This is a genomic window from Corynebacterium halotolerans (genome assembly GCF_050107895.1).
Taxonomy (GTDB): Bacteria; Actinomycetota; Actinomycetes; order Mycobacteriales; family Mycobacteriaceae; genus Corynebacterium; species Corynebacterium halotolerans_B.
Genome location: NZ_JBNILW010000003.1, coordinates 70,103 through 96,358, shown reverse-complemented (window position 1 = coordinate 96,358; position 26,256 = coordinate 70,103). Strand labels below are relative to the sequence as shown.

Below are 26,256 nucleotides of genomic sequence, written 5' to 3'. Positions count from 1 at the left end.
ATTGACGGATTGCGTTATACACTTGTTCTGTGATCAGATCGTTCGGGAGCAAGGACACCGAGCGAATCTGGCACGAGCAGTACGTCAAGGGTGTTGATCGAACCGTGCAGCGGGCGACGCTGCGCAAGCTCGAGTTGATTCATGCGGCAAAAGATGTCGACGACCTGCGGATCCCACCAGGGAACCGGTTGGAGAAGTGGGCTGGAGACCGTCGCGGTCAGCACAGCATCCGCGTGAATGCCCAATGGCGGACCTGCTTCGTCTGGAGAGATGGAGGTGTGGAAGATGTCGAACTCGTCGACTATCACTGAGGCTGACCTGATCGAGCCGATCCATCCGGGAGAGATCCTGATGGAGGACTTCATCGAGGGTTTCGAGATCACGCAGAACAAGCTCGCGGTGTCGATCGGCGTGCCGCCGCGTCGGATCAACGAGATCGTCCACGGCAAGCGGGGCGTCACGGCGGACACGGCGATCCGGCTGGCGCGGTACTTCGGGACGTCCGAGGAGTTCTGGATGAACCTGCAGTCGAACTATGAACTGCGGCTCGAGCGTCGAGCGCTGCGCGACAAAGTCGCTGCGATCACGCCGCTGAAGGTCGCATGACGTCTGGGGAGACCGGCTCCGAGAGCTCTCGTCTGATCATCATTCGCGGGAACTCGGGCAGCGGGAAGTCGCATTTGGCGCAGGCGATCCGAGCTGCGCGACCGCGCGGCGTGGCGATCATCGGCCATGACGTGCTTCGGCGAGAGATCCTCCATGTTCGCGACCATCCGGGTGCGTTGAGCGTGCCGTATATCGATCTGTCGGCGCGGTTCGCGCTCGACAACGGTCTCGACGTCGTCATCGAGGGCATCCTTCATTCCGAGAGCTATGGTGAGATGCTCGCTCAGCTGCGAGAAGATCATGCTGGTCTGACTCGCTGCTACTGCTATGAACTCGACCTCGACGAGACGCTCGAACGGCATCGAACGAAGGCATTGGCCGCGGAGGTGTCGGAGGCCGATGTCGCGTCCTGGTACCGCAGTGCAGACCGGGTCGCCGCCCTGGATGAGTCAGTATTCGATGCCACGGTGAGCGCCGCTGACGCTCTGCAGCAGGTCCTCGCGGACGCGGGGTGGAGCGAGACGCTCGACATCGGTTCATGACTGACACTCGTGATGCCGGTCCCCGACATGGTGCGGTCGAGCCGAGGTCCATCAGAGGTTGCTCTGTGCCGGAACTCGGTGGAGTTCAAGTCCAACGTGTAACTCATTCCGGTTCCAGCTCTATCGATCCGACCTGCTTCCCGTTGCCGCCAAGTTCTTCCGTGACGGATCGTGAGGTCTTGGATAAGACGTACGTTCGGGGCCCGCAAACCTGGCCAAACGCGTTGACGTCGCCAGGTGCCGGGTCAAGTTCAGCCTGCTGCTACCGTCAACCAACTGTCAATCCCGTGCATCAGCTCCCAGGGCAGCGACTGTGTCTGGTTCCTCGACGGATGGGCGTGCCCGTAGGTCGCAAAGCTCCCGGACGCGGGCTTCCTTCACTGAGCTATAGGGTGGTGAACAAGAGATCAGATGTGTTTACACCAGATACAGGAGCTTCCAGCCATGAGTTTCAATGTCTATCTTTCCGGCGAGATCCACACCGATTGGCGTGACGAGATCCAGCGCGGTGCCGAGGCCGCCGGGCTGGACGTGGTCTTTACCGCGCCGGTGACTGACCACGCCGCGAGCGATGCCGCCGGCGACCATCTGGGGGAAAACGCTGACCCGTTCTGGCGTGATCACCAGTCTGCCAAGGTCAATGCCATTCGCACGCGCACCCTGATCGAGCAGAGCGATCTGGTGGTGGTGCGCTTCGGGGAGAAGTACAAGCAGTGGAACGCCGCCTTCGACGCAGGCTACTGCGCCGCGCTGGGCAAGCCCTACGTGACGCTCCACGAGGCCGATCTTGTTCACCCGCTCAAGGAGGTCGACGCCGGGGCACAAGCCTGGTGCACGACCACCGGCCAAGTGGTGGAGACCCTGCGTTACGTGCTCAAGGCATGAGCTGGTGACCGCCGCAGAACTGGCCGCGGTGGTCAACGAACAACTCCAATTGCTCGAACAGATGAATCCGCCGTGGTTTTCAGCGTTGATACGTGTGGCAGAGCAGAGAAATAGCCCAATGAGGTGCTGGCAGGATGTCTATTCGTGATGACGGAAGCACCCCCGTGGGAGATTAAGTTCCACGTCTAGCGTTATTGCCGCGGACGCATTACGTCCCGAAGTAACACGCCAGGCTCAGCAGGAGGAGTCCCAGACGATGACGTCACCCGACAACATTCTGTTGCACCTCTCCGAAGATGAGGAACAGCAGGTTCGCGAGGTGTTCGCATGTCTCGAGGAGCGGGGATTTCCTGTCCAGAAGCAGACACCGCACATCACCGTCACGTTTGCACCAACCATGGCGGTCGGCGTCGTTCAGCGCGCCGCCGAACTGCTCCCGCCGGTGATTCCTGCCCGTTTTAAGCGGGTGGGAACCGTCGTCTTCGGAACGAAACGGAAACAGACTGTCGCTTGGCTACTCGAAACCTCCGACGAGCTGGAGGTTGCCGCCCGCGAAATCAGTGCGCTCAATCCTGATGGACGTGGCCCCCGCTGGACGCCCCACCTGACAATGGGACTGAGGTTGCCCAGGGAGATTGTCCCCGACTACATTCGGGCGTTGGACGAGGTGACTTCTCCGCACCTCAAGGAACTCTCGGCTGTCAGGGCAGCGCTCTGGAAGCCAAGAATTCAGGAGCTCACGGTCCTGGCTGAGGCAGAACGGGCTGATGCGGCCGACTTTGAACCAGACGCATACCTCTAGCTGACTCTTGGGGACCAGGTTGCTCTGACACCTATTGGTTTCAGGGTTCGGGGATCACGCCGAAGGTTCCCCGTCGGCTGGTGACCGCTGAATCTCACGGCTCAACCGCTCGCTCCTCACTGGCGTGGCCAGGGGAGAGGTGGGCGGCGTCGGCGGTCCGCAACGGAGTGAACGGGTCCTCGGCGCGGGCCCACAGCACTCGGGCGGTGACACAGACGTGGTCGCCGCCGTCGTCAAGCAGGGCGATCCGTTCCAGCAGCATGCGGTTCGGGCAGTCCCCGAGCAGTGGGACGCCGGTGTCGTCGATGCTCACGTCTACCCCGGCGAATTTGTCCGTGTTCTCCCCGGTGAGCGTGCCGAAGTGCTCCGCCATCCCGAGGTCATCGGTGGTGAGGAAATGCACGCCGAAGTGCGTGGCCTCGAGGGCGACGCGATAGGTGTGGTTGGCCTTGGACAACCAGAGACAATAGTGCCCGGCGGAGATGCTCGATTGGGAGTGGAAGCCCACCAGGCACCCGGCCTTCTCATTGTCCGCGACGGTGGTGACCACGATCATCGCCGGGTTGGCGGCGGACATCAGCTTGTTGAAGGCGGTGTCACTCATCCCGCTGCCTCTCCGGTCCCGCTGATTCGTAGCGGAGGAAGAGGGTGTTGTCCTCGGCCATGACCCCCTGCAGGTCGAACCGGCTGATCCCGGTGCCCGGGGGAGTCACGGCCACCGGAAGTGGATCTCCGCCCATTAATGGGGAGATCGACAGGAGCAGTTCATCGAGACGGTTCACCGCCACGAGCTCACCGAGCAGGGTGGGCCCGCCCTCGCAGAGCACTACCTGGTGGCCGGCCTCCGCCAACGCTCTCAGCGCCTTCTCCGGCTCGACGCGTTCGTCCCCGGCCACGATGACCGGCGCGTGCCGCTGTGCTTCTGCCAGGCGTTCCGGATCCGCGGCCGAGCAGGTGATCACGTGGGTCGGGGCGTCATCGGGGGCACCGGTGAAGATGCGCGCCGTCCAGTCGAGGTTCAGGCTTCGGCTGACCACGGCAACCGGTGGGAGTGATGGTTTTCCGAGCTGCCGCCGCTGAGCCTGCGCCGAGTCGGACAGCTTCACGGGACCGTAGCCTTCGCGACGTACCGTTTCAGCGCCGACCAGCACGATGTCGGCGATCTGTCGCATACTGCGGAAGAGTTTCTGGTCCGGCCGAGTGGACAGGGAACCCACTCGACCGTCGATCGCGGCCGTGCCGTCGATGCCGGCGACCATGTGTCCGGTCACCCAGCACTCATGCCGGGGCCGAGACCGGTCGACTTCCAGATAGGGGGCGAGTGGATCGGGGACCTCTACACCAGGCTGGAGGATACGCATGGCCCAATGCTACGGAACTTCCAGCCGCTGGCGAGCGCTGCGCCCGGTAGTTACCACTCTGACGGCCGCTTTCGTCCCCGTTTGATCTCGGCCCGGGCGCGTTTTCCTTCCAGTCGACGCCGCTGCGATCCCCGGGTGGGTTTGGTGGGCCGCCGGACCACGGGTGGAATCACGGCCTCGCGCAGCAGTGCGCTGAGACGCTGGCGCGCCGCGCGTCGGTTCCGCTGCTGCGAGCGATGCTCGGAGGCGGTGATGGTGAGGACTGTGCCGGCGAGTCTGGAACTGAGGTTGGCCAGGGCCCGATTCCGCTGCCGTTCGTTCAACGCTGTCGTTGTCGCGAGGTCGAGGCTGAGCTGAACCCGGGAATCAGTGGTGTTGACTCCTTGACCGCCGGGGCCGGAGGCGTGGGAGAACTGCTCCTGCAATTCGCTGGCCGGAATGAACAGGCCCTGTGGGGCGCCGGGGCCGGGGGATACATGCACGCCGTTCACGTCACCAGTGTCCCACAGGTGGATCACAAGGACGAAGCTATTGGGTGAGCCCGCCATGTCACCCGGTGCTTATCGACGCCGTCGGGTCCTACGGCCCATATCAAGGGTGCGCTCCCGAAAACAGAGATGCGGTCCCATTCTCTGAAGCCCCGACTTCCGGTGGCTCAGGCTCTCGAACCGCACCCTTAGAGCTCCTAGCGCTGCAGGTACTCTAAGACCCTATGGATCTTTTAACCGCAGTAGATATGTTTCTCATGAACCGCGTCATGATCGCCACCAACGTGTATGACGCTTTCTCCTGGTGGTGGGGTTGGCCCGAGATCTCAGACCAGCAGTGGCAGGACTGGCTGGGCTGAGACCACCGAAAAACCTAGAACCTTGCACCATCCTCCAGCGGCACGATGCTCAGGTCTGTGGCCTCCTCCATGAGCCCCTCCAGCTGCAGCTGATCTGCCGCCGTCGGGTCCACCGGGGTCTCCTCGACCTGGATCACCGACTGGTTCCCGATCCGCTCGGGCTGCGGCGCCATCATCGTCCGGGCGGCCGGGGCGTCGGACTCGATGCCGAAGAAGGTGTCCAGACCCTTGACATTGAACTGGGTGGACATGTAGCGGCTGTTGTTGTTCGTGTTCCACTGGGAGACCACGATGTCCAGGTTGTCCAGGGTGGACCCGGGGACGATGTAGCCGCCGTAGAGCTGCGTGAAGTTGCCGGCGTCCTGCTCGGCACCCCAGCCGCCGGCTCCGGCGACCACCACGCTGGCGGGTTCGATCTCGTTCCAGTCCCGCTGGATCTCCTCGGACACACGGACCTCGATCGCCCAGGTTTCGGCGTTGAACATCGCCAACACCCAGTGGCCGTCGATGTAGCGCAGGGACATCTCGCCGGCGCTGACCTGCTCGCCCAGGATCGGGGTGGCGGTGTTCCCCCAGGTGCCGGTGCCGTCCTGGTTCAGTTGGTAGTGCTCCCAGGAGGTGTGGTCGCCGATGTCCTCGGGCAGGAAACGCGCGAGGTAGACGTCGTTCTTGCGTTGGAAGGACGTGGACATCATGTAGACGTACCCGTCCGGCCCCTGCTCCCAGGTGATCAACTGACCCTTGCCGCCGAGGTAGTTGGCGGAGTTCCGGCTCACGCTCTGCCACGTCTGACCCTGGTCGGTGGAGCGCCAGATCTGCGTGCTCCGGACGTTGCCGATGCCCTTGTTCCACATGCCCTGCATGTAGAGGGTGCCGTCGAGGTTGATGATGTCGGAGGGAATCAGCGTCAGGCCGTCGTGGTGGGAGTACTCCACCAGTTGCTCCACGTGGTCCCCCTCATTCAGCGGTCGCTTGATCACGATCCGGCCCTCGGCATCCAGCTCGGCGACCACCCCGACCGGGCTCATCCATTCGCCCTGCCCGAAGTTGGCGCCGCGCCAGGAATCGCCGAAGATGATGGCGAACTCCTCACCTTCACCGATGCTGGTCATCGTGCCCAGGTCACCGGTCATCACCCCCACGTGATCGGAGATTCCGGGGCCGAGGATGTCACCGATGAGGTTCACCACCAGCCCGTCGGAGATCTCCCGGGTCTTGGGCGTCCCCGGCTTCCCGGGTTGCAGGGAGCTCGAGGACAGTGAGGACGAGGAGAGGGAGGACTGGGCAGAGGCCAGTGTGGGAACGAGGACTGCTGCGGTGAACACGCTGCTCAAGGTCAGGGCAGCGATCAAGGAGGGCTTCTTCACGGGGAGTTCTTTTCGGCTCTGAGGGAAAGAGAAGATTTATGCTTCTCAGCTGACCGAGTAGAAACTCTAGCAATTAAGCACAGGTGTTGCTGAGGTTTCTCTCAGAGATCTCCGCCGCCCCCGGGCTTGCCCTGTGCACACGGTCGCTATCCCCAGTCCACCTCCCCGTAGCCGGCATCCCGGAACCGCAGGTACTCACCGACCACGGCGGCGCCCAGGTCGTCGAGATCCGGAGCGGTGACCCGGCCTCCGACGCGATCCGCCAGTTCATTGAGGAAGGACTCCAGGCCGGGATCGTCGCCCAGCCGGAAGAAGGTGGTGCGCGCCCCGCGCCGGGTGACCCGATCCAACTGGGTGACCGTGCGTTCCAGGGTGACGGGATGAGTCGGCCAGTTGAACCAGGCGTCGCCGCTCTCATTGAGGTGGGCGGTCGGCTCACCGTCGGTGACGATCAGCAGCGTCGGATCCATGCTCGGGTGCCGGGCGAAGAAGCGCTCGGCGAGCAGCAGGCCATGGTGGAGGTTCGTGCCCTGCTCATGGACCGGCGGCAGGGCGGTGAGTTCGTCGATGTCCATGTTCAGGGCGTGCCGACCGAAGGTGATCAGCGCGAGTTCATCCCCGCGGAATCGCGTGGAGACCAGGTGGTGGAGGGCGAGCGCCGTGCGTTTCATCGGTACCCAGCGTCCCTCCGCGGCCATGGAGAAGGACGTGTCCACGAGCAGGGCGACGGCGGACTGGGTGCGCGCCTCCGTCTCCACGACCTCCACGTCGCGGATATCGATGTGGACACCGCCGGAGGGAGAGATTCCCTCGGCGGCGCTCCGCTGGATCGCATTGCTCACCGTCCGGGTCACGTCCCAGGACTGGGTGTCACCGAATTCCCACGGGCGGGAGGCCCCCGTCTGCTCTCCGGAAGCACCGGCGAGGCGGGCGTCGCGGGCGCCGCTGCGGGCGGAGAGATGCTGCGCGGCGTCGTCGAGCAGGGTCTTTCCCAGGCGCCGCATCGCCTGCGGGGACAGCCGCAACGAACCATCGACGCTCCGGCGCAGCAGACCGCTGTCCCGCATGGCGCGCTCCAGTTCCGCGAGCACCTGCGCGGACACGGCGGCGTCGTCGCCGAGCTGGCGGTTCAGGGCATCGAGATCGATGTCGGTGTAGGCCTGGCTGAGCTGATCGGAGAGCTGATCGAGTTCCGCGAGACTCTGCACCGCGCCCGTACCGTCGCCGAGCCCCAGGCCTTGCTCGCCGGAGAAGTCCTCGGACCCGGACCAGTCGAGATCGGGACGCATCGACTGCAGATTTCCGGCGAGGGCGTCCAGTTGCTCCATCAGTTCCGGGGAGCCGAAGGCCTGGGCGGACAGTTCCATGAGTTCGCGGCGCTGCTCCTCGCTCATCGAGTTCAGCATCCGCTGGGCGGCGGCGGAGCGCTGCGCCAGGGTGTCGATCAGCTCATCGATGTTCTGCGGATTCTCCGGGAAGTGCTGGCCGTATTTGGCCATGAACTCGGCGAAGTCCTCCGGGGTGTCCTCACCGCGGCGGTGCTTGTCCAGCAGGGAGTTCAGGTCAGCCAGCATCTCCCCGACGGCCGCGCGGTCCTCGTCGGTCGCTCCTTCAAGCGCCTGCTTCATGCCGGCGAACTGCTGGTCCAGCAGCTCGCGGCCGAACAGATCCTTGATCTGCTCGAACTTCTCCCGCGCCTCCGTGGACTGCCAGTCATATTCGGCGAGCTCAGTGACGGCGGCAGCGGGGGAGGCCGGCAGGTTGGTCATCTGCATCTCGCGGAAGTCCCGGTCGGTGTCCTCCATGGTCACGTCGCGGGCGAGTTGCTTGCGTTCCGCCAGCACCGCCTCATCGAGCAGCTTCTTCACCTCCTGCAGGGTGCCGCCGAGGTTGTGCTGCTGCAGCAGTTCCCGCCGCTTTTCGGCCACGCGCCGGGCCAGGTCATCGTAGCCCTCCCGCCCGCGGGCCCCGCGGCGCAGGAACTCGCGCAGCGCCTGCTCGGGGGAGTAGCCGGCCATGACCTCCTCGGCGATGGCGTCGAGCGCCTCCGTCAGATCCACCGGTGGGGCAAGGGGGTCCGGGCCGCCGGTGTAGCGGCTGTAGCGGGAGCGGCGTCGTCCGGGGTTGGTGGGCATGTCGGTCTCCTCAGCCGTAGATGGTCTCGCCCTCGCCGGAATCCTTCGCGATCTTCCGGGCGAGGTAGAGTGCCTCGAAAGCGAGTTCAATCGCGCTGGCGCGGGTGCCCTCGTCGGTGGCGCCGAGCTTCGCGGCGACCTGGTCGTAGAGATCGGAGTCCCCGAGATCTGGCAAGCCGGCAAGGAACTCCGCCGCGGTGACCTGCTCGCCGGTCGAGACCGTGGTGGTGCCGTCGAGGGCCTCGATCAGCGGGGCGAAGTCGGTGCCGCGCAGGTGTTGGCGTACCGCCGCCGCAGTAGAGCTGCGCAGCAGGTACTCCAGGACCTCCCACTCGCGGCCCTCCTCACCGGACTCGAACTCGACCTTGCCGCCGAGGACGTCAACGGCGGCCTCCAGGTCCACGAGCCGGGCCACGGCGTGCTCCTCGCCACGGACCGTGGCACGGTGCCGGGCGGCGGCCGCCACGGTTTCCGCCCCCGCGATGGCGAAACGGGCGGAGACACCGGCGCGCTGGTTGACCGCCGAGGATTCCCGGAGGGCCCGGGTGTAGCGGGCGAGGATCTCCAGCAGGAGCGGCGGGACATGGGCGACCAGGTTGGCCTCCTGCTCGATCACCGCGATCTCGTCCTCCAGGGCGAGCGGATAGTGGGTGCGGATCTCGGCGCCGAACCGGTCCTTGAGCGGGGTGATGATCCGCCCGCGGTTCGTGTAGTCCTCGGGGTTCGCCGAGGCGACGACGAGCACGTCGAGTGGCAGACGCAGCATGTAGCCGCGGATCTGCACGTCGCGTTCCTCCATGACGTTGAGCATGGCGACCTGGATTCGTTCGGCCAGGTCGGGAAGCTCGTTGATGGCCACGATGCCACGGTTGGAGCGCGGAATCATCCCGTAGTGGATCGTCTCCGGATCCCCCAGGCGGCGGCCTTCGGCCACCTTCATCGGATCGACGTCGCCGATCAGGTCGGCCACCGACGTGTCCGGGGTGGCCAGTTTCTCGGCGTAGCGGTCCTCCCGGTGCACCCACGTGACCGGGAGCTCATCGCCTTCTGATTCGATGCGGCGCCGCGTGGCCTCGGTGATCGGCGCCAGGGGGTGCTCACGCAGATCGGAACCGCTCACGGCGGGCGTCCACTCGTCCAGCAACCCGGTCAGAGCCCGCAGCAGCCGCGTCTTGCCCTGCCCGCGCTCACCGAGCAGGACGATGTCATGTCCGGCGATCAGGGCTCTTTCTACCTGGGGGATCACGGTGTGCTGGAGACCGTGCAGGCCCGGCCATGGGTCATCCCCCGCGGCCAGCATGGCCAGCAGGTTCTCGCGGATCTCGGCCCGCAAGGGACGGTGGGTGTAACCGGCGGCCCGCAGCTCACCGATCGTGGAAACATTGGGCGGAAGATTCACAGTCTCAAGGCTAGCCCCGGAAAGCCGATCGGTCGAGAGCCGTCGGTGCCCTGACCCGGAACCCGGGACGATACGCTCCGCGAGTGGGTAGGCTCCAGGCGATGGACACTGACAATCGCACCGAGCACCCGACCCTGATCCTCCTGGTCCGCCACGGGGCAACCCCCACCACGGGACAGGTCCTGCCCGGCCGTGCGCCGGGACTGCACCTGAGTGGGGCGGGGGAGAAGCAGGCCCACGAGGTGGCGCAGCGTCTCGAGGGGGTGCCGCTCGCCGCCGTCTATTCCTCCCCGATGGACCGCGCCGTGGAGACCTCGCTGCCGACGGTCAGCCAGTTCGGTCTCTCCCCGGTCATCCGGGAAGATCTCATCGAGTGCGATTTCGGCGAATGGACCGGCGCGAAACTCGCCGAGTTGAGCAAGCTTCCCGAATGGCAGACCGTGCAGAAGAATCCCTCCCAGTTCCGCTTCCCCGGCGGGGAGAGTTTCACGGAGATGCAGGACCGGATGGTCCAGGCCCTGAGCGACCTCGCCGCCCGGCACAAGGGGGAGGTGGTCGCCTGCTTCAGCCACGCTGATCCGCTCAAGACCGCCATCGCGCACCTCTCGGGCACGCCGCTCGACTCGTTCCAGCGCATCAGCGTCGACACCGCGTCCATTTCCGTGGCGGAGTTCGCGCCCGACGGCACCTCCCGGATGGTGCTGACCAACTCCCGCACCGGCTCCCTGCGGTACCTCCGCGAAGTGGCACAGTCGTGACAGTCCCGGTACCACCCTTCACCCGGGAGCTCGAACTGCTGGAGCACGGGGAACTGGGCGTCGTCGCCCAACTCGTGGAGTCGAGCAATGTCGGCTTCGTGCTGGAGGCCACCGCCGGAGACGAATACGCCTGGGCGGTCTACAAACCGACGCTGGGGGAGCAGCCACTCTATGACTTCCCGCCGGGACTGCACGTCCGGGAAGAGGCCGCGTTCCGCCTGAGCGAATACCTCGGGTGGCACCTGGTACCGCCGACCGTGAGCCGCGAGGACGCCCCCTTCGGCATCGGTTCCCTGCAATGGTTCATTGAAAATGAGGGGGAACACTACTTCCCGCTGCTGGAGACCCGCCCGGACCTGCACGGCCAGCTGCGCCGCATGGCCGTCTTCGATCTGCTGGCCAACAACACCGACCGGAAATCCGGCCATGTGCTGCTCGACGCGGAGGGCCACATCTGGGGCATCGACCACGGACTCTGCTTCCACACCGACCCCAAACTCCGGACCGTCATCTGGGATTTCGCCGGGGAGGAGATCGACGAGCAGCTCGTGGCGGCAGTCGAACCCCTGATGGACGAGGTTCCGGCGAACATCGCCGCGCTGCTTCACCCGCAGGAGGTGGAAGCGTTGCGACGTCGCGCCTCCCGGATCGTGCGTCTGCCCTTCCTGCCGCACCCCAGGTCGCACTACCACTATCCCTGGCCGCTGATTTGAGGGAAGGACCCCGCTCCGACACTAAAACGCCAGCTGCTGAATTACGCTCGACACGTAGAAACCCTGAAACCCTCGTTCCTCTCGTTCGGAAAGCAGGCCCATCCATGAGTACTCCGCCCCCGACCGTCCTTCTGCTCGGCTTCGGCGCCATCGGCCGCCAGCTGGCTCAGCTATTGGAACCGGAACACACCGCGGGGCAGGTGCGGTTGCAGGCCGCGGTGCGCGACGTCGACAAGCACCGGGAGCGTGGAGACCTGGGCGTCGAGCTCCACGCCGCAGACGATGAGGCCACGTGGGCAGAGTTGGTCCGAAGGGCGGACATCGTGGTGGAGTGCGCCGGCGTATCCGCCGCCCGGAAACGCGGGCCGGTGGTGATCGCCGCGGGCCGGGACCTGGTTCTCAGCTCGGTCGGTGCGCTGGCCGAGCCCACCGCCCGGCGACAGCTGCTGGCGGGGCCCGGTCGACTGCATGTCACCGCCGGGGCGATCGGCGGATTCGACCTGTTGGCCGCGACCGCGGAGGCCGACGGGTTGGACAGCGTCCGCATCCGCACCCGCAAGCTGGCGGGCGCCCTGGTCCAGCCATGGATGTCCGAGGCGGAGGCAGCGGCACTGCGGGCGGCGGACACCCCGCTGACGGTGTTCTCCGGTGACCCCGCAGCGGCCATCGAGAAGTTTCCCGGCAACGTCAATGTCGCAGTGGCACTCGCCTGGGCCACCCGCGGACGAGGGGCCGACGATGAGCAACTGTTGGCGAAGTCGCTGCAGCGTGTCGAGGTGGAGCTGGTGGCAGATCCGGAAGCCGAACTGAGCTGCCATGAGATCACCGCCACCGGAGCCGCCGGTGACTTCCGGATGCGTTTCGAGTCCGCACCCAGCCCGGAGAACCCGAAGACCTCGGGGCTGACCGCGCTGTCCGTGGCGCATACTCTGCGGCAAGTTCTGAAGCGATGAGATAGATCAGCAGTCCAAGCGGGGGAAGGGCGCAGTCGTGGCAACTTGGCTTCGACAGCTCCTCACGTACCTGAGCGCCTGGAATTACGGGGTTCCGTCCCGTGCTTCCGCCAGCAGCTGGAGCGCCCGGAGCTGATTCGCCACCCCGGGCGCACTGGTGTTGACCATCACCTGGTCCGTCCCGTGAGCCCGGGCCAGCTCCTGCAACTGCCGGTAGACCTGCTTACCGGTGCCCACCAGCATGCGCTCCCGGTTCCGTGTCCGGGCGGCCTCCTCCCGCAGCCCCTGGCGTACCGGAACCTCGGCGGTGGACAACCAGCGGGGCCTGGCCTCCGCCAGCTCGCGGGCCCGGGCTTCCGTGTCCGCCACGCTCACGGCGGAGGTGACGAGCATGCTCGGCGCCGCAAGGAACCGGGATGGCCGAAACGCCATCCGGTACTCCTGCGCGGCCCGGGCACCTTTTCCGGAGGGGTTGATGAAGTGGGCGAAGTTGAATCCCACCCCTGAACGCCCCGCCAACTGCGCCGTCGACGTCCCGGAGCTTAAGATCCACGGCGTCGGCGCGGTCGGCGGTACCGGCCGCGCCAGCAATCCACGGTGGGGATCATTCTGTACCGCATCTTCTCCCAGGAAACCCAGCAGGTCGGCGAATTTCCGGTCGAAGGGGAGAGGGCGCTCCTTTTCCTCGTTGAGTGCCGCGGTAACCGCGAGGTCGGCCCCGGTGGCGCGCCCGACCCCCAGATTAACCCGGTCTGGTGCCATGACCGCCAGGGTGTTGAACACCTCGGCGACCTTGTAGGCGGCGTAGTTCGGCAGCATCACCCCGCCGGAGCCGAGCCCGATCCGCGAGGTGGTCGAGGCCAGCCGTGCCAGCAGGATCTCCGGGGCCGTGGAGGCGGTGAAGTCCTGCCCGTGGTGCTCGGAGAGCCAGAGGTGCTCGTAACCGAGCTCCTCCGCCCGCTGTGCCAGTTGGTCGAGCTGCATCAGGGCAGCCGCAGCATCCTCACCGGGGTCGATGGTGGCGTGGTCCAGCACGCTGAGTCGCAGAGCCATGGGGCCTTTCGTCGCACGCACAGAAATCATCCCCATCCTACGTCCGCGGCGCCGGGGATGACCCCGTGCTCCGGAAGCTGGTATGCAGGGTGGGACACACCCCCGATGGAAAGGATTGAGAACATGACCGAACGTGATGAGATCCGCATCGACAAGGCGCTGCAGGGCGCGGCATTCCCCACCTCTAAGGAGGATCTGCTGCAGTACGCCCGCGAACGTGTCCACGACAGCCCGAAGACGCTCCACGCCCTGGATGCTCTGCCGGACCGCGAGTATGCCAACAAGGATGAGGTGATCGCCGCCGTCCCGCAGCAGCCGGAGGGCGAGGACACCCCGGGTGGCCGCTTCCGCTGACCCGGTGCCCGCCGCGTGGCTAGGCTCGGGGTCATGCAGATCTTCGGTTTCACGTCCCACGGTGGCCCCGAGGTCACCTCGCTCCTCGACGCCCCCGAGCCCGCGCCGGGCCCCGGGCAGGTGCTGGTGGAGATGCTCGCCACCACCGTCAACCCCGGTGATCTGAGCACGCGCGAGGGCACCAATGATTTCGCTGTGACCTTCCCCATGGCCATGGGGCGGGAAGCCGCCGGCCGCGTGCTCGCCCTCGGCGGGGACGTGGACCATGTCGCCGCCGGAGACCTGGTCTTCGGCTCAGCCGCTGCCGGTCACGGCAGCTTCGGTGAGCAGATGCTGCTGGATGCGGCCTCCACCACCCCGATCCCGGACGGCCTCGATATCCTGGCCGCCGCCTGCATCCCCGTCGCCTACGGCACCGCCTGGGACGTGCTTGACCACCTCGACCTCAGCCGCGGGCAGACGCTCGTGGTGATCGGCGCCGGTGGCGGTGTCGGCACCGCGATCACCTCCCTGGCCCGGGCCCGTGGGGTGCAGATCGTGGGCGTGGCCTCGGCCGGTAAGAAGGACATTGTCACCGGTCTCGGCGGGGTACATGTGGAATCCGGCCCGGGTTGGACCGGACGGGTCCGCGAGGCGGCCGAACGTCCCGACGCCCTGTTCGATCTCGTGGGTGGTGAGGTCCTCGTGGAGGGGATGACGCTGGTCGAGAACCTCGACCGGGTGATCAGCGTCGCCGACCCCCAGCGCGTGGGTAAAGCTGGTGGCGGCGGCGTCACACGGCGGCGCACCCGCGAAGTCTACGGTGAGGTCGCCCGTCTTCTCGCTGCCGGGGAAGCGGAAGCCACCATCAGTCACGTCCACCCGCTTGCCGACGCCGCGAGCGCCGTCGCCCTCGTGGAGAACGGCCATGTGCAGGGCAAGGTCGTGGTCACCGGCGGACGGTAGGAACTACGCGCCGGGGTTCAGCGCCTGCGCAGCGGCGGCCCGGTGGGTCTGCTCCCCGGTTTCCAGTGCGTAAATGCCGTAGCCGACCGGGTTAGCCGAGGCCAACTCCGCGCAGTGCTCGCGCAGGCGGGGCCAGGTGACGCCACCGCCGCGTTCATAGCTTTCCAACATCCGCTCGAAGCCCTCCGCGGAGGCGCTCATCTGCTGGAACATCAGATCCCTGCCGGGGTCCCCGACGCTGGCGGTGGTCCAGTCCAGCACCCCGCTGACCCTCCCGTCCCGGACCAGTGTGTGGCCGGCGTAGATCTCCCCGTGCGTCAACACGGTGTGGGTGGGCCAGTAGCTGTCCTCTGCCAGCCAGGCACGCCAGCGCTCCAGTAGGTGCCCGGCCACGGTGAACTCGACGGCCACCGTCTCGATGTCCCGGCGCCAGACCTCCCGGGCCTGTGCCGCGTCACGGATGGGAATGCCGGTGGTTGCGGCCTCGGCGGGTGGAACCGCGTGGAGTTCGGCCAGCAGGGCACCGAGGGACTCCGCGTACGCGGGGGAGGAGACGTCGACATTCCATACCGGGGCACCGGTCGCATCCAGTTCCAGACCGGGCTCCCCAGCCAGCAGTGGGTAGGCGATCAGCTGTTCGGTGTGGACCCGCCAGTTCGGCACCTCGGCGGAAAGCCGATCGGCGACCAGTGCCAGGACGTGCCCTTCCGCAACAGCGCGGTCCATCACCGCCGGGTACCGCGGGATGCGCAGCACCCAGTCCTCGGCGGTGGAGCTCCGGGCGATGACGACCCGGAAGTCCAGGCCCATCTCGATGACGTTGAGGGAACTCGGTTCCAGGTTCAGTCCGTGGTTTTCAGCGAGGATGAGAATCGCTTCAGTGTTCATGTCCCCAGGGTGCCAGAGGGAGTGGCCGTACCGGGGTGGATCTTCCCGTCGCCGCCCTCCGACACGGCAGATGAGATGCCCCGTCAAGCCCGCTCCACCCCGCGGTCGCTGCGAACGACCCGATCTGGTTCATGGGGGAGAGCACAATCTCATCCTCGGTTTCCGGCGCTGCTGATCACTTCCGGGGGAGCTAAGCTGCGGATGAGTGCTGTTCCCTGTGCCCGCGTGGGGCTATTTCTTGGAATATACCTATCCTATTCACAGGTTTTCTCCCGACGGGCAATCTCCGCGAGAACCCCGCCGACTGTTCCGTTGCCCCCTCAAGCGAGCAGTATCTGAGATGTTATGCTGCGGAAAATCATTTTTCCCCTTCTGGAGGTTAAGTTCGCTGTGGAGCTCATTGTGATCGCGTGTCTGGTTTGTGTGCTTCTTGGTATCGCCGTTCTGGCACTCCTGATCTCGGGTTTCCAGAAACTGGTCCGGGAACACCGGCACGATCCCGCCAACTAGCGGACCTGTTCTACCGGGACTGGTGCGAGGAGAGGCGCGAGGCGCACTTCAACGGATGACGCCGTCGTCCTCATCAAGCACTCAGGCCCGTGGGTTCTGGTAGACAAGAGACGGTCAGATCGTTTCTCGTGCCCGATGTTCCCGAGCAGCCGCCGGTGCGGCAAGGAGTCAGCCAGTGCCTTCCCAGTCCGTCCCCACAGTCCACGGTCTCGGTGTGGCCGCGGTGATCTTCGACATGGACGGAGTGGTCACCGACACGGCCCTGCTCCACATGACCGCCTGGAAGAACCTCTTCGACGAGGCGCTGGCGGTGGAAGCCCCGGATCAGGCTCCTTTCGAGCTGCGGCGGGACTACCGCCGCCACCTCGATGGCCGTACCCGGGAGGACGGGGTGCGGACATTCCTCCGGGCCCGGGGAGTACCGGTGCCTGAAGGCGGTGAGGAGGACGCTCCCGGCAGCTTCACGGTGCATGGCCTGGCGAAACGGAAGCAGGACTTCTTCGATGAGGCGCTGCGGGACAGCAGCGTCGAGTTGTTCCCGGACACCCTCCGGCTGCTGGAGCGGCTGCGGGCGGAGGAGATCCCCATCGCGTTGGTCACCTCCAGCCGGAACAGCGGGCCGATCCTGGACAGTGCCGGGATCCTCGACCGCTTCCACGAGCGGGTCGACGGAAACGTCGTTCGCGAACTCGGCATCCCCGGGAAGCCGGAGCCGGCGATGTTCCTGGAGGCGGCCCGGCGTCTCGATGTCGCCCCGGAGCAGTGCATCGTGCTGGAGGACGCCCAGGCCGGGGTGAAGGCCGCCCACGACGGTGGGTTCGGGCTCGTGGTCGGGGTGGACCGCGGTGACGACGCCACGGAGCTCTGGGAGGCCGGCGCTGACCGGGTGCTCAGCGACGTCGGCGAACTGGATTTCCACGCCGGATGGCACGTGGGCAAGACCGATCGGCCGGGCCCCTGGGTGTTGTCCTTTGACACCTTCGAACCGGAATCAGAGGCGACACGGGAGGCGCTGTGTACCACGGCCAACGGCTTCTGGGGGACGCGCGGGGCGCTGCCGGGGACCACCGCCGGCGAGGAGCACTACCCGGGCACCTACCTGGCGGGGGTGTTCAACCGGGTGCGCAATCACGCCCCCGGCACCCCGCAGGAGACCGAGCACCTCATCAACGCCCCGGACTGGACTTTTCTCCGGATCACCGGGCCGGACGGGGAGCTGCTGCACCCCGGAACCGGTGACCTGCTCGACTACCGGCAGGAACTGGATCTGCGCTCCGGCGTATTGCGCCGTAGGGTCCGCCACCGCGACGCTGCGGGCCGGATCACCCGGATCAGCACAGAGCAGTTCCAGTCGATGTCGGACCCGCACCTGGCCGCTCTCCAGCTGACTCTCGAACCGGAGAACTGGGAGGGGAGCGTGCGTGTGCACTCCGCCATCAACGCGGACGTGCGCAACACCAACGTCGCCGATGACCGCAACCTGGAGACCCGCCACCTGCACCCGCCGGTCCGCCGTCATCTGGACGAGCAGACGGTGCTGTTGGAGACCCAGACCACGCAGTCCGAGGTGACCATCGCCCTCGCCGCCAGGACCCGGGTGTCCCCACAGCCGGCACCGGTCCGGCCTGCGGACGGCGAACGGCTGGTGGGTCAGGAGTTCACCGTTAAGGTCGCCGCGGGCCAACCCCTGACGGTGGAGAAGGCCGCGGTGGTGGCGACTTCCCGGGACCGGGCCCTGTCGACCCCGGGACTCGACGTCGCCAAGCGGATCTCCCGGACCGCGGACTACCGGGAGCTGTGGCTGGCGCATCAGACGCGGTGGGAACGGCTGTGGGAGGTCTTCCACGTCGGGATCGAGGCGGGACGCGGGGAATCGCTGGCGCTGAACCTGCACACCTTCCACACCCTGCAGTCCATCGCCTCAGTAGACACCGACCTCGATGCCGGGGTCCCTGCCCGGGGACTGCATGGCGAAGGCTACCGCGGGCACATCTTCTGGGATGAGCTCTTCCTCTATCCGATCCTCACCCTGCGCCAGCCCTCACTGAGCCGCGCGTTGTTGCTCTACCGCTACCGGCGGCTGAGCGAGGCCCGGGCGGCGGCCCGGCAGATCGGTCTGCGCGGGGCGCTCTTTCCCTGGCAGAGCGGTAGCGATGGGCGGGAGGAGACACCGAACCGCCTGCTCAACCCCATGAACGGGGAGTGGATGCCGGACAACTCCCACCGGCAGCACCACGTGGGACTCGCCGTGGCCGCGAGCGTCTGGCACTACCACCAGGCCACGGGGGACGTCGCCTTTCTCAGGGACATCGGCGCGGAGGTCATCCTGGAGGTGGCCCGGTTGTTCGCGAGCAACGCCGAACACGACCCGGCCGAGGACCGCTACAGCATCAGCGGGGTCATGGGACCGGACGAGTACCACGACGGCTACCCGGACGCCCCGGGGGAGGGGCTCCGGGACAACGCCTACACGAATGTCCTGACCGCCTGGCTGTTGGCCAAGGTGCCGCAGATTCTCACCGCCCTCGATCCCGAGGATGCGCTGGCGCTGCGGGAATGGCTCGACCTCCCGGATGAGGAGCTGAGCCGGTGGGAGCACATCAGCCGCCGTCTCAGCATCCCTTTCCATGAGGACGGGGTGATCAGCCAGTTCGCCGGGTATGAGGAGCTCAGGGAGTTCCCGTGGGAGGAGTACCAGCGCACCTACGACGACATCAGCCGGCTGGATCTGATCCTCCAGTACGAGGGTGATAGTCCCAATGCGTACCGGCTGTCTAAACAGGCGGATACGCTCATGCTGTTCTACGTGTTCTCGGTGGAGGAACTGCGGGAGGTGTTCGCCCGCCTGGGCTATGAACTGACGGATGAGATGATCCACCGGACCATCGAGTTCTACCGCGCCCGCAGCAGCGACGGCTCCACGCTGAGCCAGTTCGTGCACGGCTGGGTGCTGGCGAGCACGGGCCGCGCCCAGTCCTGGCCCCTGTTCCAGCAGGCACTGCAGGCCGATCTGAGTGACGAGCAGGGTAGTTCGACCGCGGAGGGGATCCACGTGGGCGCCATGGCCGGAACCGTCGACATGGTGCTGCGCAACTACGGCGGCGTGGAGCTGCGGGACGGGTACCTGTCCATTGATCCGCAGCTGCCGGACGACCTGCCGTCCACCTCCTTCCAGCTGCACTACCTGGGTCAGCCCATCAACGTGACGATCACCCACGGACACGTCGCACTCGAGCTACCGGACAATGCAGGTCAGCCCGTGGAGGTGAAGGTCCGGGACGAGCAGCAGGCCCTCCACCCGGGTGACCGGTGGCAGGTGGCGCTGTAGCCGCTCACCCCGCGGGGTAGCGGACCTTGCCGTCTCCGCCGACCACGGCCCCCTCGTTGTACTTCGCCGCCGGGGTCTGTCCCGGCCCCATGATGTGGCGGACGTCCTCCCCGGCGGCCAGCAGGTGATCGGCGATGATCCGGCGGTGGCACCGCCACCACACCGCCTCCGAGCACATCACCGCGGTGACCTCCAGGTGCGCGGCGTCGCGGAGCTCCTGCAGGGACACCGCGAACTCCTCGGAGAGGGCGTGGTCGGCGTAGTTGTGGAAGCTGCGGTTGCGCCAGTTGCCGTTGACCTCGAAGGGCACGGTCCTGGATACGGTGCGACGCCCCGTCAACCCCTCGCTGCGGCGGTAGGAAACGCCGTTTCTGGGTAGCTCGGTGGCCAGCACGTCATCGTTGAAGTGCGGGTATTTCCGGGACCCCGCGAGTTTGCGGACGTCCACCAGCGCCTCGACGCCCGCCTCGGTGAGGAGGCCGAGGAAGTCCTCGAGACTGTGGTTGGAGTGGCCGATGGTGTAGATCGGCACGGCTCAATCGTCCTTCAGCAGCGTCAGGGCGCTGTGCTTGTGCGCGGCGATGTGATCGGTTTTGTCGCTTTCGATCTCATACTGCGGCTCATCCTCGCTGGCCCGGCGATTGTGGCCCTTATAGGTGAAATCACTCGTGTGCACCTTAGTGATGTGCCCGCTGACCCGGCCGGCCTCGGAGTTCCAGCTGACGTGGTCACCGACGGAGAAATGTTTCGACAAGTCATGCCTCCTTCACTGTCCTGCTTCGGATCCGCCAGCCTAGTGCGGATGTTCAGCGGATGCCGCGCGCCAGAATCTGGCTGGCCCGGCTGAACAGCTGACTGAGAGTCACCGTGGCGGAGTCCTCATCCTGGTCGAGCTCGTACCAGTAGGCCCAGACGGTACGGGACTGGGAGACGCCCGCGGCCACCAGAAGGCGCAGTTCCAACCCGTCCTCTTCCGGCAGGAGCTCACTGAGGCGCTGCACCAGCCACTGCTCCAGGTAGGCGTCGCGTGCGCCGGCCGCCTCCCGCATCACCGCATCAGTGCTGAGGAGCCGGAAGAATTTCCGGGTGCGGATGGACTCCGTCTCCTCCAGGTCCGTCACGGCGTCGAGAAACAGCCGGTTGAGCACGGGGATGACGTCGCGGGCACCATGTATCGATGCCGCGGACGCCTCGAAACGATCCTGCACCCAGCCCAGTCCCGGCAGCGCCGCCGATTCCTTCGTGTCGAAGTAGCGGAAGAAGGTGCGGGTGGAGACCCCGGCCAGCGCAGCGATCTGGTCGGCGGTGGTTTCCTGGGGCCCCTGTTCGAGGAACAGCTCGAGTGCGGCGTCGCGGATCGCCGTTTCGGTTTCCAGGCGGCGCCGGGCGCGAAGCGTCAGAGCGGAGTCATCGGACAAGGACAGCGGGCTCCTCGGTGGTGATGTTGCATGTGGTGGGAACACCACTATAATCGCTGTTCTGTCAGTTAGTGTCAAAATGGCATTAACTGACAAACTTATCTTCATTGTCGGCTCCGGTGCGTTTCCGCACGCGGTCCGCCCCACCTGATTGCGCTGATATTTTCAACGGAAAGCGAGTAGTTTTGACTCATCCTGATCCTGCGCCGGCGGCCAGCCGTGCGAATGAAGTCGCCCTCCCCCGAGAGGTGAAGATCGCCCTCGTGGTGTTGGTCTTCTCCGCGATGGTGATGATCCTCAATGAGACCATCCTGTCGGTGGCGTTGCCCTCGATCATGACGGACTTCGGAGTCCCCGCCACCACCGCACAGTGGTTGACCACCGGTTTCATGCTCACCATGGCAATCGTCATCCCGACGACCGGTTTCCTCCTGCAGCGCTTCACCACCCGGGCCATCTTTCTCGCGGCCCAGGCGGTGTTTCTGGCGGGTACGGTCGTGGCCGCCCTGGCCCCGGTCTTCCCGGTGCTGCTGGTCGGTCGCATCCTGCAGGCGACCGGCACCGCGCTGATCATGCCGCTGCTGATGACCGTGGCCATGACCGTGGTGCCGCCACAGCGCCGCGGCACCGTCATGGGATTGATCTCGATCGTGATGGCCGTGGCCCCGGCCCTGGGGCCCACCGCTTCGGGCTTTATCCTGAACGCGCTGACCTGGCACTGGTTGTTCTGGGTCATGGTGCCGCTGATCTTGGTCACGCTGCTCGTCGGCCTGCGCTACCTGAAGAACGTCGGCGAGACCGAGGCCACCCCGCTCGACATCTTGTCCGTCATCGTCTCGGCCATCGCCTTCGGCGGTCTGATCTATGCGTTGTCCTCGCTGAGCGTGATCATCGAGGGAGAGGGTGCCGAGCGCTGGATCACTCTCGCCATCGGTGTGGCCGGTCTGCTCGCGTTGATCATTTTCGCGGTGCGGCAGACCCACCTGTCCAAGCGCGGTGCCGCCCTGCTGGACCTGGCCGTGTTCAAGATCCGCAACTTCACGGTCGCCATGGCCGTACTGCTGGTCACCTTCGGGGCGCTGCTGGGATCGGTGACCATTCTGCCGATCTACCTGCAGACCTCGATGGGTGCCACGGCCCTGATCACCGGCCTGCTGTTGCTGCCCGGTGGCCTGATCAACGCCTTGATCTCACCCTTCGTCGGGCGGATCTATGACCGGGTGGGCCCCCGCCCGCTGCTGGTTCCCGGCATGACGATTCTGACGGGCGCGTTGTTCTGGATGTCCACCCTGGACGAGAACTCCACCGAGACACAGATGATTGCCATGCATGTCGTCTTCTCCATCGGCCTGGCGCTGATCATCACCCCGTTGATGACCACCGCTCTCGGCTCGCTGCCCGCCCGGCTCTACGGCCACGGTTCCGCGGCCCTGAACACCCTGCAGCAGTTGGCCGGCGCCACCGGCACCGCCCTGCTGATCGTGGCGTTGTCCCACGGCACGAACGTCGGCGTGGCGGCCGGCGAATCGGTCGAGGTGGCCACCGCCCACGGCACGCACACCGCGTTCCTGATCGCCGGATTCGTGGGCGTGGTCGCCCTGTTGGCCAGCCCCTTCGTGACCAAAGTGGCGGAAGACCAGCACGAGGCGGGGCACGCCTGATCCGGACGGCACCGCCCGGCTTCGGCGTTCCAACCGTTTAACATGGGGCCATGAAGCTCACGATCAGACCGGGTGACATCACGAAACTCGACGTGGATGCCGTGGTCAATGCGGCGAACTCGTCGCTGCTGGGCGGCGGCGGTGTCGACGGCGCCATCCATTCGGCCGGTGGGCCGGAGATTCTGGCGGAGTGCCGCCGGATCCGGGAGGGACTGCCGGACGGCCTGCCCGCGGGACAGGCGGTGGTCACCACTGCGGGAGAGCTGCCCGCGCGCTGGGTCATCCACACCGTCGGCCCGGTGCATTCCAGGGCGGAGGACCGTTCGGAGATACTCGCGTCGTGTTACCGCGAGTCCCTCCGTCAGGCGGTCCGGGTCGGCGCCGGGACCGTCGCCTTCCCCGCGATCTCGGCCGGGGTGTACGGGTGGCCGCTGGACGACGCTGCCCGCATCGCCGTGGAGACCGTCGAGGGGATGCGGGCCGAAGTGGGGGACGACGTCACTGAGGTACTGTTCGTCCCCTTCGGTGAGGACGCCGAACGGGCGTTCCGTGCTGCGCTGCGGAGCGGTCTTTGATGAGACGGAGGTTTTTGTCCGCCGGGACCCGGTAATTTGCTCATGACCCCGTTTTGGGGGCTAGCGGGTGTTCAGGAACTCGGCGGTCTCGTGGAAGACCTCCTGGAACTCCGGGAGCCAGAAGAAGTTGGCCACGAAGCCGTGGTTGGCGGAGCTGTAGCGGTGCAGCGTGGTGGGTACGCCGGCGTCCCGGAGCTTTTCAGCGTAGGCCTCGCCCTCGTCGCGCAGCGGATCATAACCGGCGGTAATCACCAGTGCCTTAGGTAGGCCGGAGAAATCTCCCCGTTTGATGGGGGAGACCAGCGGGTCGGCCGGGTCAGCGCCGGAGTCCAGGTAATGGGAGTTGAAGGGCTGCAACCCGTTGTATTCCAGACCGTAGCCCTCGGCGTTCTCTGACAGGGACGGCCACCGTTCCCGATCGAAGTCCAGGTCGACCGACGGATAGTACAGCACCTGATGGGTGATGTGGTCGAAACCTTCGTCGTGCGCTCTGGCGGTGACCGTCGCGGCGAAGTTCCCGCCGGAGCCGTCGCCTGCGACGGCGAGGACGCGACCGTTCCAGCTGAGATCCTCACGGTTGTCGACGACCCACTTCACAGCCTGGTAACAGTCATCCAGCCCCGCCGGGTAGGGGTGCTCCGGGGCCAGTCGATAACCGACCGACACCACCTTCATTCCGGACGCCACCGCCAGATGGCGGGCCACGGCATCGTGTGTGTCCAGACTGCCGGAGAAGAACGTGCCCCCGTGGAAATAGACGATCACCCCGAAGGAGTCCCCCTCCTCGGGGGTGTAGACACGTACCGGCACACTGTCGGCATCGATGTTTTCCACGTGGTGCACGGGGAGACGCTCCGGCATGGGCCTAACCTGCGCTGCCTCGCTCTCGCGCAGGATCCGCGGATCCGGTGGGGTGGTCTCAGCCGGGGGAATCTGGCTGACGATCCGGGCGATTTCTGAGTGCAAGGGCATGGAGCGCAGACCTTTCTTCGGGACCTCGGGGACCAGCGGGGGTCTTGTTCTTCTCGGGGAGGACGATCCTACCGGCAGTTTCGTTGCCCCCGTATGCGCTGGCGACGTCGTCCGTGCCGCAGGGGCCACGTTCAACCACACGGCCCCGGAGCGAATGGCTCGGTGTCGGTACGCTCGGACGCAGGTGGAGGCGGCCCCGTCGCCAGGAATAGTGGCGCAAGGGGGCTCGTTGCACCTGAATGGAAGCCGCCGTCCGCGACTCCGCTCCGGTCGGCGGAAGACAACATTAAGACTAAGGAGTTTTCGGCATGGCGAACAACAAACGCGTGGTCATCCTGGGTGGACACGGCAAGGTGGCACTGCTGGCCACCCCGAAGTTCAAGGAAGCCGGATTCGACGTCGACAACGTGATCCGCGACCCGGACCAGAAGAGCGAGATTGAGCGGGTGGGCGGTACCCCGGTCATTCTGGACATGGAGACCGCCACCATCGATGAATTTGCCGAGGCGGTCCGTGGCGCCGCCGCGGTCGTCTTCTCTGCCGGTGCCGGCGGTGGCAATCCCGCCCGTACCAATGCGGTGGATTATGAGGCCGCCGTCCGGTCGATGGAAGGGGCGCAGAAGGCTGGCGTCAAACGTTACGTGCTGGTCTCCTACGCCACCGCGGAAGAGGATCTGACCCGGGTGGATCCCGAGGATTCCTTCTACCCCTACGTGAAGGCGAAGGCCACCGCGGACAAGCACCTACGCAACACCGACCTGGACTACACCATCCTGGGGCCCGGCATGCTGACCCTGGAACCGGCCAGCGGCAAGGTGGCCGTGGCCGACGAACGCGGGCAGATCGACGGAGCTCAGCCGGATGACACCGACACCTCCCGCGAGAATGTCGCGGAGGTCATGGTGCACGCCGTGGCCAAGGGGGCCGGTATCGGCCAGAAGTTCAACTTCTACGACGGCCAGACCCCGATCGCGGAGGCGCTGCACTAGGGGCGAATCCGTTGGACACCCACCTCTTTTCTTAATTCTGGTCAGAAATGAAGTTTCCCGTCTACTAAGAAGTTAGCGCTAGGCTGGGTCTTCTATACCAGTGTCACCAGAGGGCCGGAGGGGTCATGCGCAGAGCGGAAGTCACCACGGATTTCCTGCAGATCGTCAAGGCCGTGATCGCGACCACCGGCGCGTGGTGGGTCTCCACCACGTTCTTCGATTCACAGATGCCCTTCCTGGCTCCCTGGGTGGCCTTGATGACCATTCAACCCACCGTGACGAGCTCGCTGGTCAGAGGCGCCCAAACCTTGATCGCCTCTGTCATCGGGGTGGTGATGTCATTTGTCATCGGCGTCTATCTCGGCGTGGAGATCTGGACCTATGCGCTGGCGATGTTCGTCGGGCTGCTGGGCTCCCGGATCCCGGGCCTGCGGCGGGAGGGCATCGCGATTGCCACCACGGCGGTCTTCCTCCTTTCCACGGGCTTCACCGAGGAGGCGCCACTGCTGGTTGACCGGGTCATCGAGATCGGGCTGGGTGTGGCGATCGGCATCGGGGTCAACATACTTCTGCTGCCACCGCTGCGGGACAAACAGGCCTCCGCCCTGGTCGACGACCTCGATCAGCGGATGGGAAAGATCCTCGATCAGATGGGCCGGGAATTTGCGGATTCCTGGAATACTGATCAGGTGGAGGAATGGGGCGAGGAGATCGAGACAATGCGCCGCGACCTCCGGGAAACCTGGGACGCCGTCAACTTCGCCCAGGAGAGTAGGCGGCGGAACCCCCGACGGCTGCTGCACCGGGCGGAGGGGGAGAGCTATGAAAACATCCTGGGTCGAGTGGACGAAGGAGTCGCGCATCTGCGCAACCTCGCCCGCACCCTGCAGCAGGCCTCCTATTCGGACAGCATCTGGGACGCCAACTTCCGTGAGCAGTGGGCCGCGACGGCCCGCGACGCCGGCTACCGCATCGCCCACCCGGACTCCGATGTCGAACCCATCTCAGATCGGTTGGACCGGCTGGCCCGGGACATGCTCGTCAACGAAGACATGCCGGAAACCGGATGGCCGGTCTATGGTGCCCTGCTGAACGGGCTGCGCCAGATCGCCGTGATCGTCGATGACGTCGCCTCCGCCCGGGAGGTCCGCGACACCTAGAAGCAGGGGATCCGGAGCCACGGGCCGCTATGGTG

General features: G+C 66.0%; 28 protein-coding genes. 16 read left to right on the top strand and 12 right to left on the bottom strand.

All coding sequences use genetic code 11. The annotated features are described in order from the left end of the window. Positions 1–29: 29 nt before the first annotated feature. The 5 genes from ACQCVD_RS04340 (at position 30) to ACQCVD_RS04320 (ending at position 2,835) form a co-directional block, all read left to right on the top strand. Positions 30–311, top strand: a complete 282-nt coding sequence (locus tag ACQCVD_RS04340) for a type II toxin-antitoxin system RelE/ParE family toxin (RefSeq protein WP_426822488.1) — start codon at positions 30–32, stop codon at positions 309–311. Next, the gene (locus ACQCVD_RS04335) at positions 286–606 is read left to right on the top strand and encodes a HigA family addiction module antitoxin (protein WP_426822487.1); all 321 of its coding nucleotides are present in this window, start codon (positions 286–288) and stop codon (positions 604–606) included. The genes ACQCVD_RS04340 and ACQCVD_RS04335 overlap by 26 nt, the downstream gene beginning before the upstream one ends. Continuing rightward, positions 603–1,148 (top strand): AAA family ATPase, encoded by a 546-nt coding sequence (locus ACQCVD_RS04330; protein WP_426822486.1) that lies wholly within the window; start codon positions 603–605, stop codon positions 1,146–1,148. Before ACQCVD_RS04335 ends, ACQCVD_RS04330 begins: the two co-directional genes overlap by 4 nt. A gap of 444 nt (positions 1,149–1,592) precedes the next feature. Beyond that, positions 1,593–2,033, top strand: a complete 441-nt coding sequence (locus ACQCVD_RS04325; protein WP_426822485.1) for a YtoQ family protein — start codon at positions 1,593–1,595, stop codon at positions 2,031–2,033. Positions 2,034–2,289: 256 nt separating this feature from the next. Beyond that, positions 2,290–2,835 (top strand): 2'-5' RNA ligase family protein, encoded by a 546-nt coding sequence (locus ACQCVD_RS04320; RefSeq protein ID WP_426822484.1) that lies wholly within the window; start codon positions 2,290–2,292, stop codon positions 2,833–2,835. 94 nt (positions 2,836–2,929) lie between these two features. On the opposite strand, the gene ACQCVD_RS04315 is transcribed toward ACQCVD_RS04320, so the two are convergent. From ACQCVD_RS04315 to arfB, 3 genes are read right to left on the bottom strand one after another with little or no spacing between them, the layout of a single operon-like run. Next, positions 2,930–3,439, bottom strand: a complete 510-nt coding sequence (locus tag ACQCVD_RS04315; RefSeq protein ID WP_426822483.1) for a flavin reductase family protein — start codon at positions 3,437–3,439, stop codon at positions 2,930–2,932. After that, entirely contained in the window at positions 3,432–4,196 is a 765-nt protein-coding gene (locus tag ACQCVD_RS04310) for a pyrimidine reductase family protein (RefSeq protein WP_426822482.1), read from the bottom strand. The genes ACQCVD_RS04315 and ACQCVD_RS04310 overlap by 8 nt, the downstream gene beginning before the upstream one ends. Positions 4,197–4,246: 50 nt before the next feature. Next, complete coding sequence (gene arfB, locus ACQCVD_RS04305) at positions 4,247–4,687, bottom strand: alternative ribosome rescue aminoacyl-tRNA hydrolase ArfB (RefSeq protein ID WP_426822480.1); 441 nt, start codon at positions 4,685–4,687, stop codon at positions 4,247–4,249. Between the two features lie 221 nt (positions 4,688–4,908). Here arfB and ACQCVD_RS04300 point away from each other — a divergent pair, with 221 nt between their 5' ends. Continuing rightward, positions 4,909–5,043, top strand: coding sequence for a hypothetical protein (locus ACQCVD_RS04300; protein ID WP_426822479.1), 135 nt, complete (start codon positions 4,909–4,911; stop codon positions 5,041–5,043). Between the two features lie 14 nt (positions 5,044–5,057). On the opposite strand, the gene ACQCVD_RS04295 is transcribed toward ACQCVD_RS04300, so the two are convergent. From ACQCVD_RS04295 to ACQCVD_RS04285, 3 genes are all read right to left on the bottom strand, one after another. Beyond that, on the bottom strand, positions 5,058–6,410 hold the full coding sequence (locus ACQCVD_RS04295; protein ID WP_426822478.1) for a DUF4185 domain-containing protein: 1,353 nt from the start codon (positions 6,408–6,410) through the stop codon (positions 5,058–5,060). Between the two features lie 146 nt (positions 6,411–6,556). Beyond that, the gene (locus ACQCVD_RS04290) at positions 6,557–8,545 is read right to left on the bottom strand and encodes a hypothetical protein (RefSeq protein WP_426822477.1); all 1,989 of its coding nucleotides are present in this window, start codon (positions 8,543–8,545) and stop codon (positions 6,557–6,559) included. Positions 8,546–8,555: 10 nt separating this feature from the next. Next, positions 8,556–9,944, bottom strand: coding sequence for a sigma 54-interacting transcriptional regulator (locus tag ACQCVD_RS04285; RefSeq protein ID WP_426822476.1), 1,389 nt, complete (start codon positions 9,942–9,944; stop codon positions 8,556–8,558). Positions 9,945–10,045: 101 nt separating this feature from the next. On the opposite strand from ACQCVD_RS04285, the gene ACQCVD_RS04280 reads away from it, so the two are divergent. The 3 genes from ACQCVD_RS04280 to ACQCVD_RS04270 all read left to right on the top strand — a co-directional run bounded on the left by ACQCVD_RS04280 (position 10,046) and on the right by ACQCVD_RS04270 (position 12,368). After that, a complete protein-coding gene (locus ACQCVD_RS04280; RefSeq protein WP_426822475.1) occupies positions 10,046–10,702 on the top strand; it encodes a histidine phosphatase family protein in 657 nt (218 codons plus the stop codon). After that, positions 10,699–11,415, top strand: coding sequence for an SCO1664 family protein (locus ACQCVD_RS04275; protein ID WP_426822474.1), 717 nt, complete (start codon positions 10,699–10,701; stop codon positions 11,413–11,415). The genes ACQCVD_RS04280 and ACQCVD_RS04275 overlap by 4 nt, the downstream gene beginning before the upstream one ends. Before the next feature lie 104 nt (positions 11,416–11,519). Next, positions 11,520–12,368, top strand: coding sequence for an aspartate dehydrogenase domain-containing protein (locus tag ACQCVD_RS04270; RefSeq protein ID WP_426822473.1), 849 nt, complete (start codon positions 11,520–11,522; stop codon positions 12,366–12,368). Positions 12,369–12,452: 84 nt separating this feature from the next. Here the strand turns inward: ACQCVD_RS04270 and ACQCVD_RS04265 are convergent, their stop codons facing one another. Beyond that, complete coding sequence (locus ACQCVD_RS04265) at positions 12,453–13,421, bottom strand: MsnO8 family LLM class oxidoreductase (RefSeq protein ID WP_426822472.1); 969 nt, start codon at positions 13,419–13,421, stop codon at positions 12,453–12,455. Positions 13,422–13,544: 123 nt separating this feature from the next. On the opposite strand from ACQCVD_RS04265, the gene ACQCVD_RS04260 reads away from it, so the two are divergent. Both ACQCVD_RS04260 and ACQCVD_RS04255 read left to right on the top strand, forming a co-directional pair. Further along, on the top strand, positions 13,545–13,775 hold the full coding sequence (locus tag ACQCVD_RS04260) for a DUF2795 domain-containing protein (RefSeq protein WP_426822471.1): 231 nt from the start codon (positions 13,545–13,547) through the stop codon (positions 13,773–13,775). Between the two features lie 33 nt (positions 13,776–13,808). Further along, the gene (locus ACQCVD_RS04255; RefSeq protein WP_426822470.1) at positions 13,809–14,720 is read left to right on the top strand and encodes a quinone oxidoreductase family protein; all 912 of its coding nucleotides are present in this window, start codon (positions 13,809–13,811) and stop codon (positions 14,718–14,720) included. A 3-nt stretch (positions 14,721–14,723) separates the two neighbouring features. Here ACQCVD_RS04255 and ACQCVD_RS04250 read toward each other — a convergent pair whose 3' ends face one another. Beyond that, positions 14,724–15,608, bottom strand: coding sequence for a macrolide 2'-phosphotransferase (locus ACQCVD_RS04250; protein ID WP_426822469.1), 885 nt, complete (start codon positions 15,606–15,608; stop codon positions 14,724–14,726). Between the two features lie 685 nt (positions 15,609–16,293). On the opposite strand from ACQCVD_RS04250, the gene ACQCVD_RS04245 reads away from it, so the two are divergent. Next, a complete protein-coding gene (locus tag ACQCVD_RS04245) occupies positions 16,294–19,446 on the top strand; it encodes a beta-phosphoglucomutase family hydrolase (protein ID WP_426822468.1) in 3,153 nt (1,050 codons plus the stop codon). Positions 19,447–19,450: 4 nt separating this feature from the next. On the opposite strand, the gene ACQCVD_RS04240 is transcribed toward ACQCVD_RS04245, so the two are convergent. The 3 genes from ACQCVD_RS04240 to ACQCVD_RS04230 are packed head-to-tail and all read right to left on the bottom strand — an operon-like array spanning position 19,451 to position 20,864. Then, a complete protein-coding gene (locus ACQCVD_RS04240; protein ID WP_426822467.1) occupies positions 19,451–19,978 on the bottom strand; it encodes a DUF488 family protein in 528 nt (175 codons plus the stop codon). 3 nt (positions 19,979–19,981) lie between these two features. Continuing rightward, positions 19,982–20,200, bottom strand: coding sequence for a DUF2945 domain-containing protein (locus tag ACQCVD_RS04235; RefSeq protein ID WP_426822466.1), 219 nt, complete (start codon positions 20,198–20,200; stop codon positions 19,982–19,984). 52 nt (positions 20,201–20,252) lie between these two features. Next, complete coding sequence (locus ACQCVD_RS04230; RefSeq protein ID WP_426822465.1) at positions 20,253–20,864, bottom strand: TetR family transcriptional regulator; 612 nt, start codon at positions 20,862–20,864, stop codon at positions 20,253–20,255. 185 nt (positions 20,865–21,049) lie between these two features. Between ACQCVD_RS04230 and ACQCVD_RS04225 the strand changes: the two genes are divergently transcribed. Further along, positions 21,050–22,525: an MDR family MFS transporter gene (locus ACQCVD_RS04225; protein WP_426822464.1), complete on the top strand. Its 1,476-nt coding sequence runs from the start codon at positions 21,050–21,052 to the stop codon at positions 22,523–22,525. Positions 22,526–22,575: 50 nt separating this feature from the next. Next, positions 22,576–23,100 carry an O-acetyl-ADP-ribose deacetylase gene (locus ACQCVD_RS04220; RefSeq protein ID WP_426822463.1) on the top strand — a complete coding sequence of 175 codons (525 nt, stop codon included), beginning with the start codon at positions 22,576–22,578 and terminating at the stop codon, positions 23,098–23,100. 60 nt (positions 23,101–23,160) lie between these two features. Here the strand turns inward: ACQCVD_RS04220 and ACQCVD_RS04215 are convergent, their stop codons facing one another. Beyond that, a complete protein-coding gene (locus tag ACQCVD_RS04215; RefSeq protein ID WP_426822462.1) occupies positions 23,161–24,072 on the bottom strand; it encodes an alpha/beta hydrolase in 912 nt (303 codons plus the stop codon). Positions 24,073–24,380: 308 nt separating this feature from the next. Between ACQCVD_RS04215 and ACQCVD_RS04210 the strand changes: the two genes are divergently transcribed. Beyond that, the gene (locus tag ACQCVD_RS04210; protein WP_426822461.1) at positions 24,381–25,061 is read left to right on the top strand and encodes an SDR family oxidoreductase; all 681 of its coding nucleotides are present in this window, start codon (positions 24,381–24,383) and stop codon (positions 25,059–25,061) included. Positions 25,062–25,186: 125 nt separating this feature from the next. After that, positions 25,187–26,221, top strand: a complete 1,035-nt coding sequence (locus ACQCVD_RS04205; RefSeq protein ID WP_426822460.1) for an FUSC family protein — start codon at positions 25,187–25,189, stop codon at positions 26,219–26,221. Positions 26,222–26,256 lie beyond the last annotated feature (35 nt).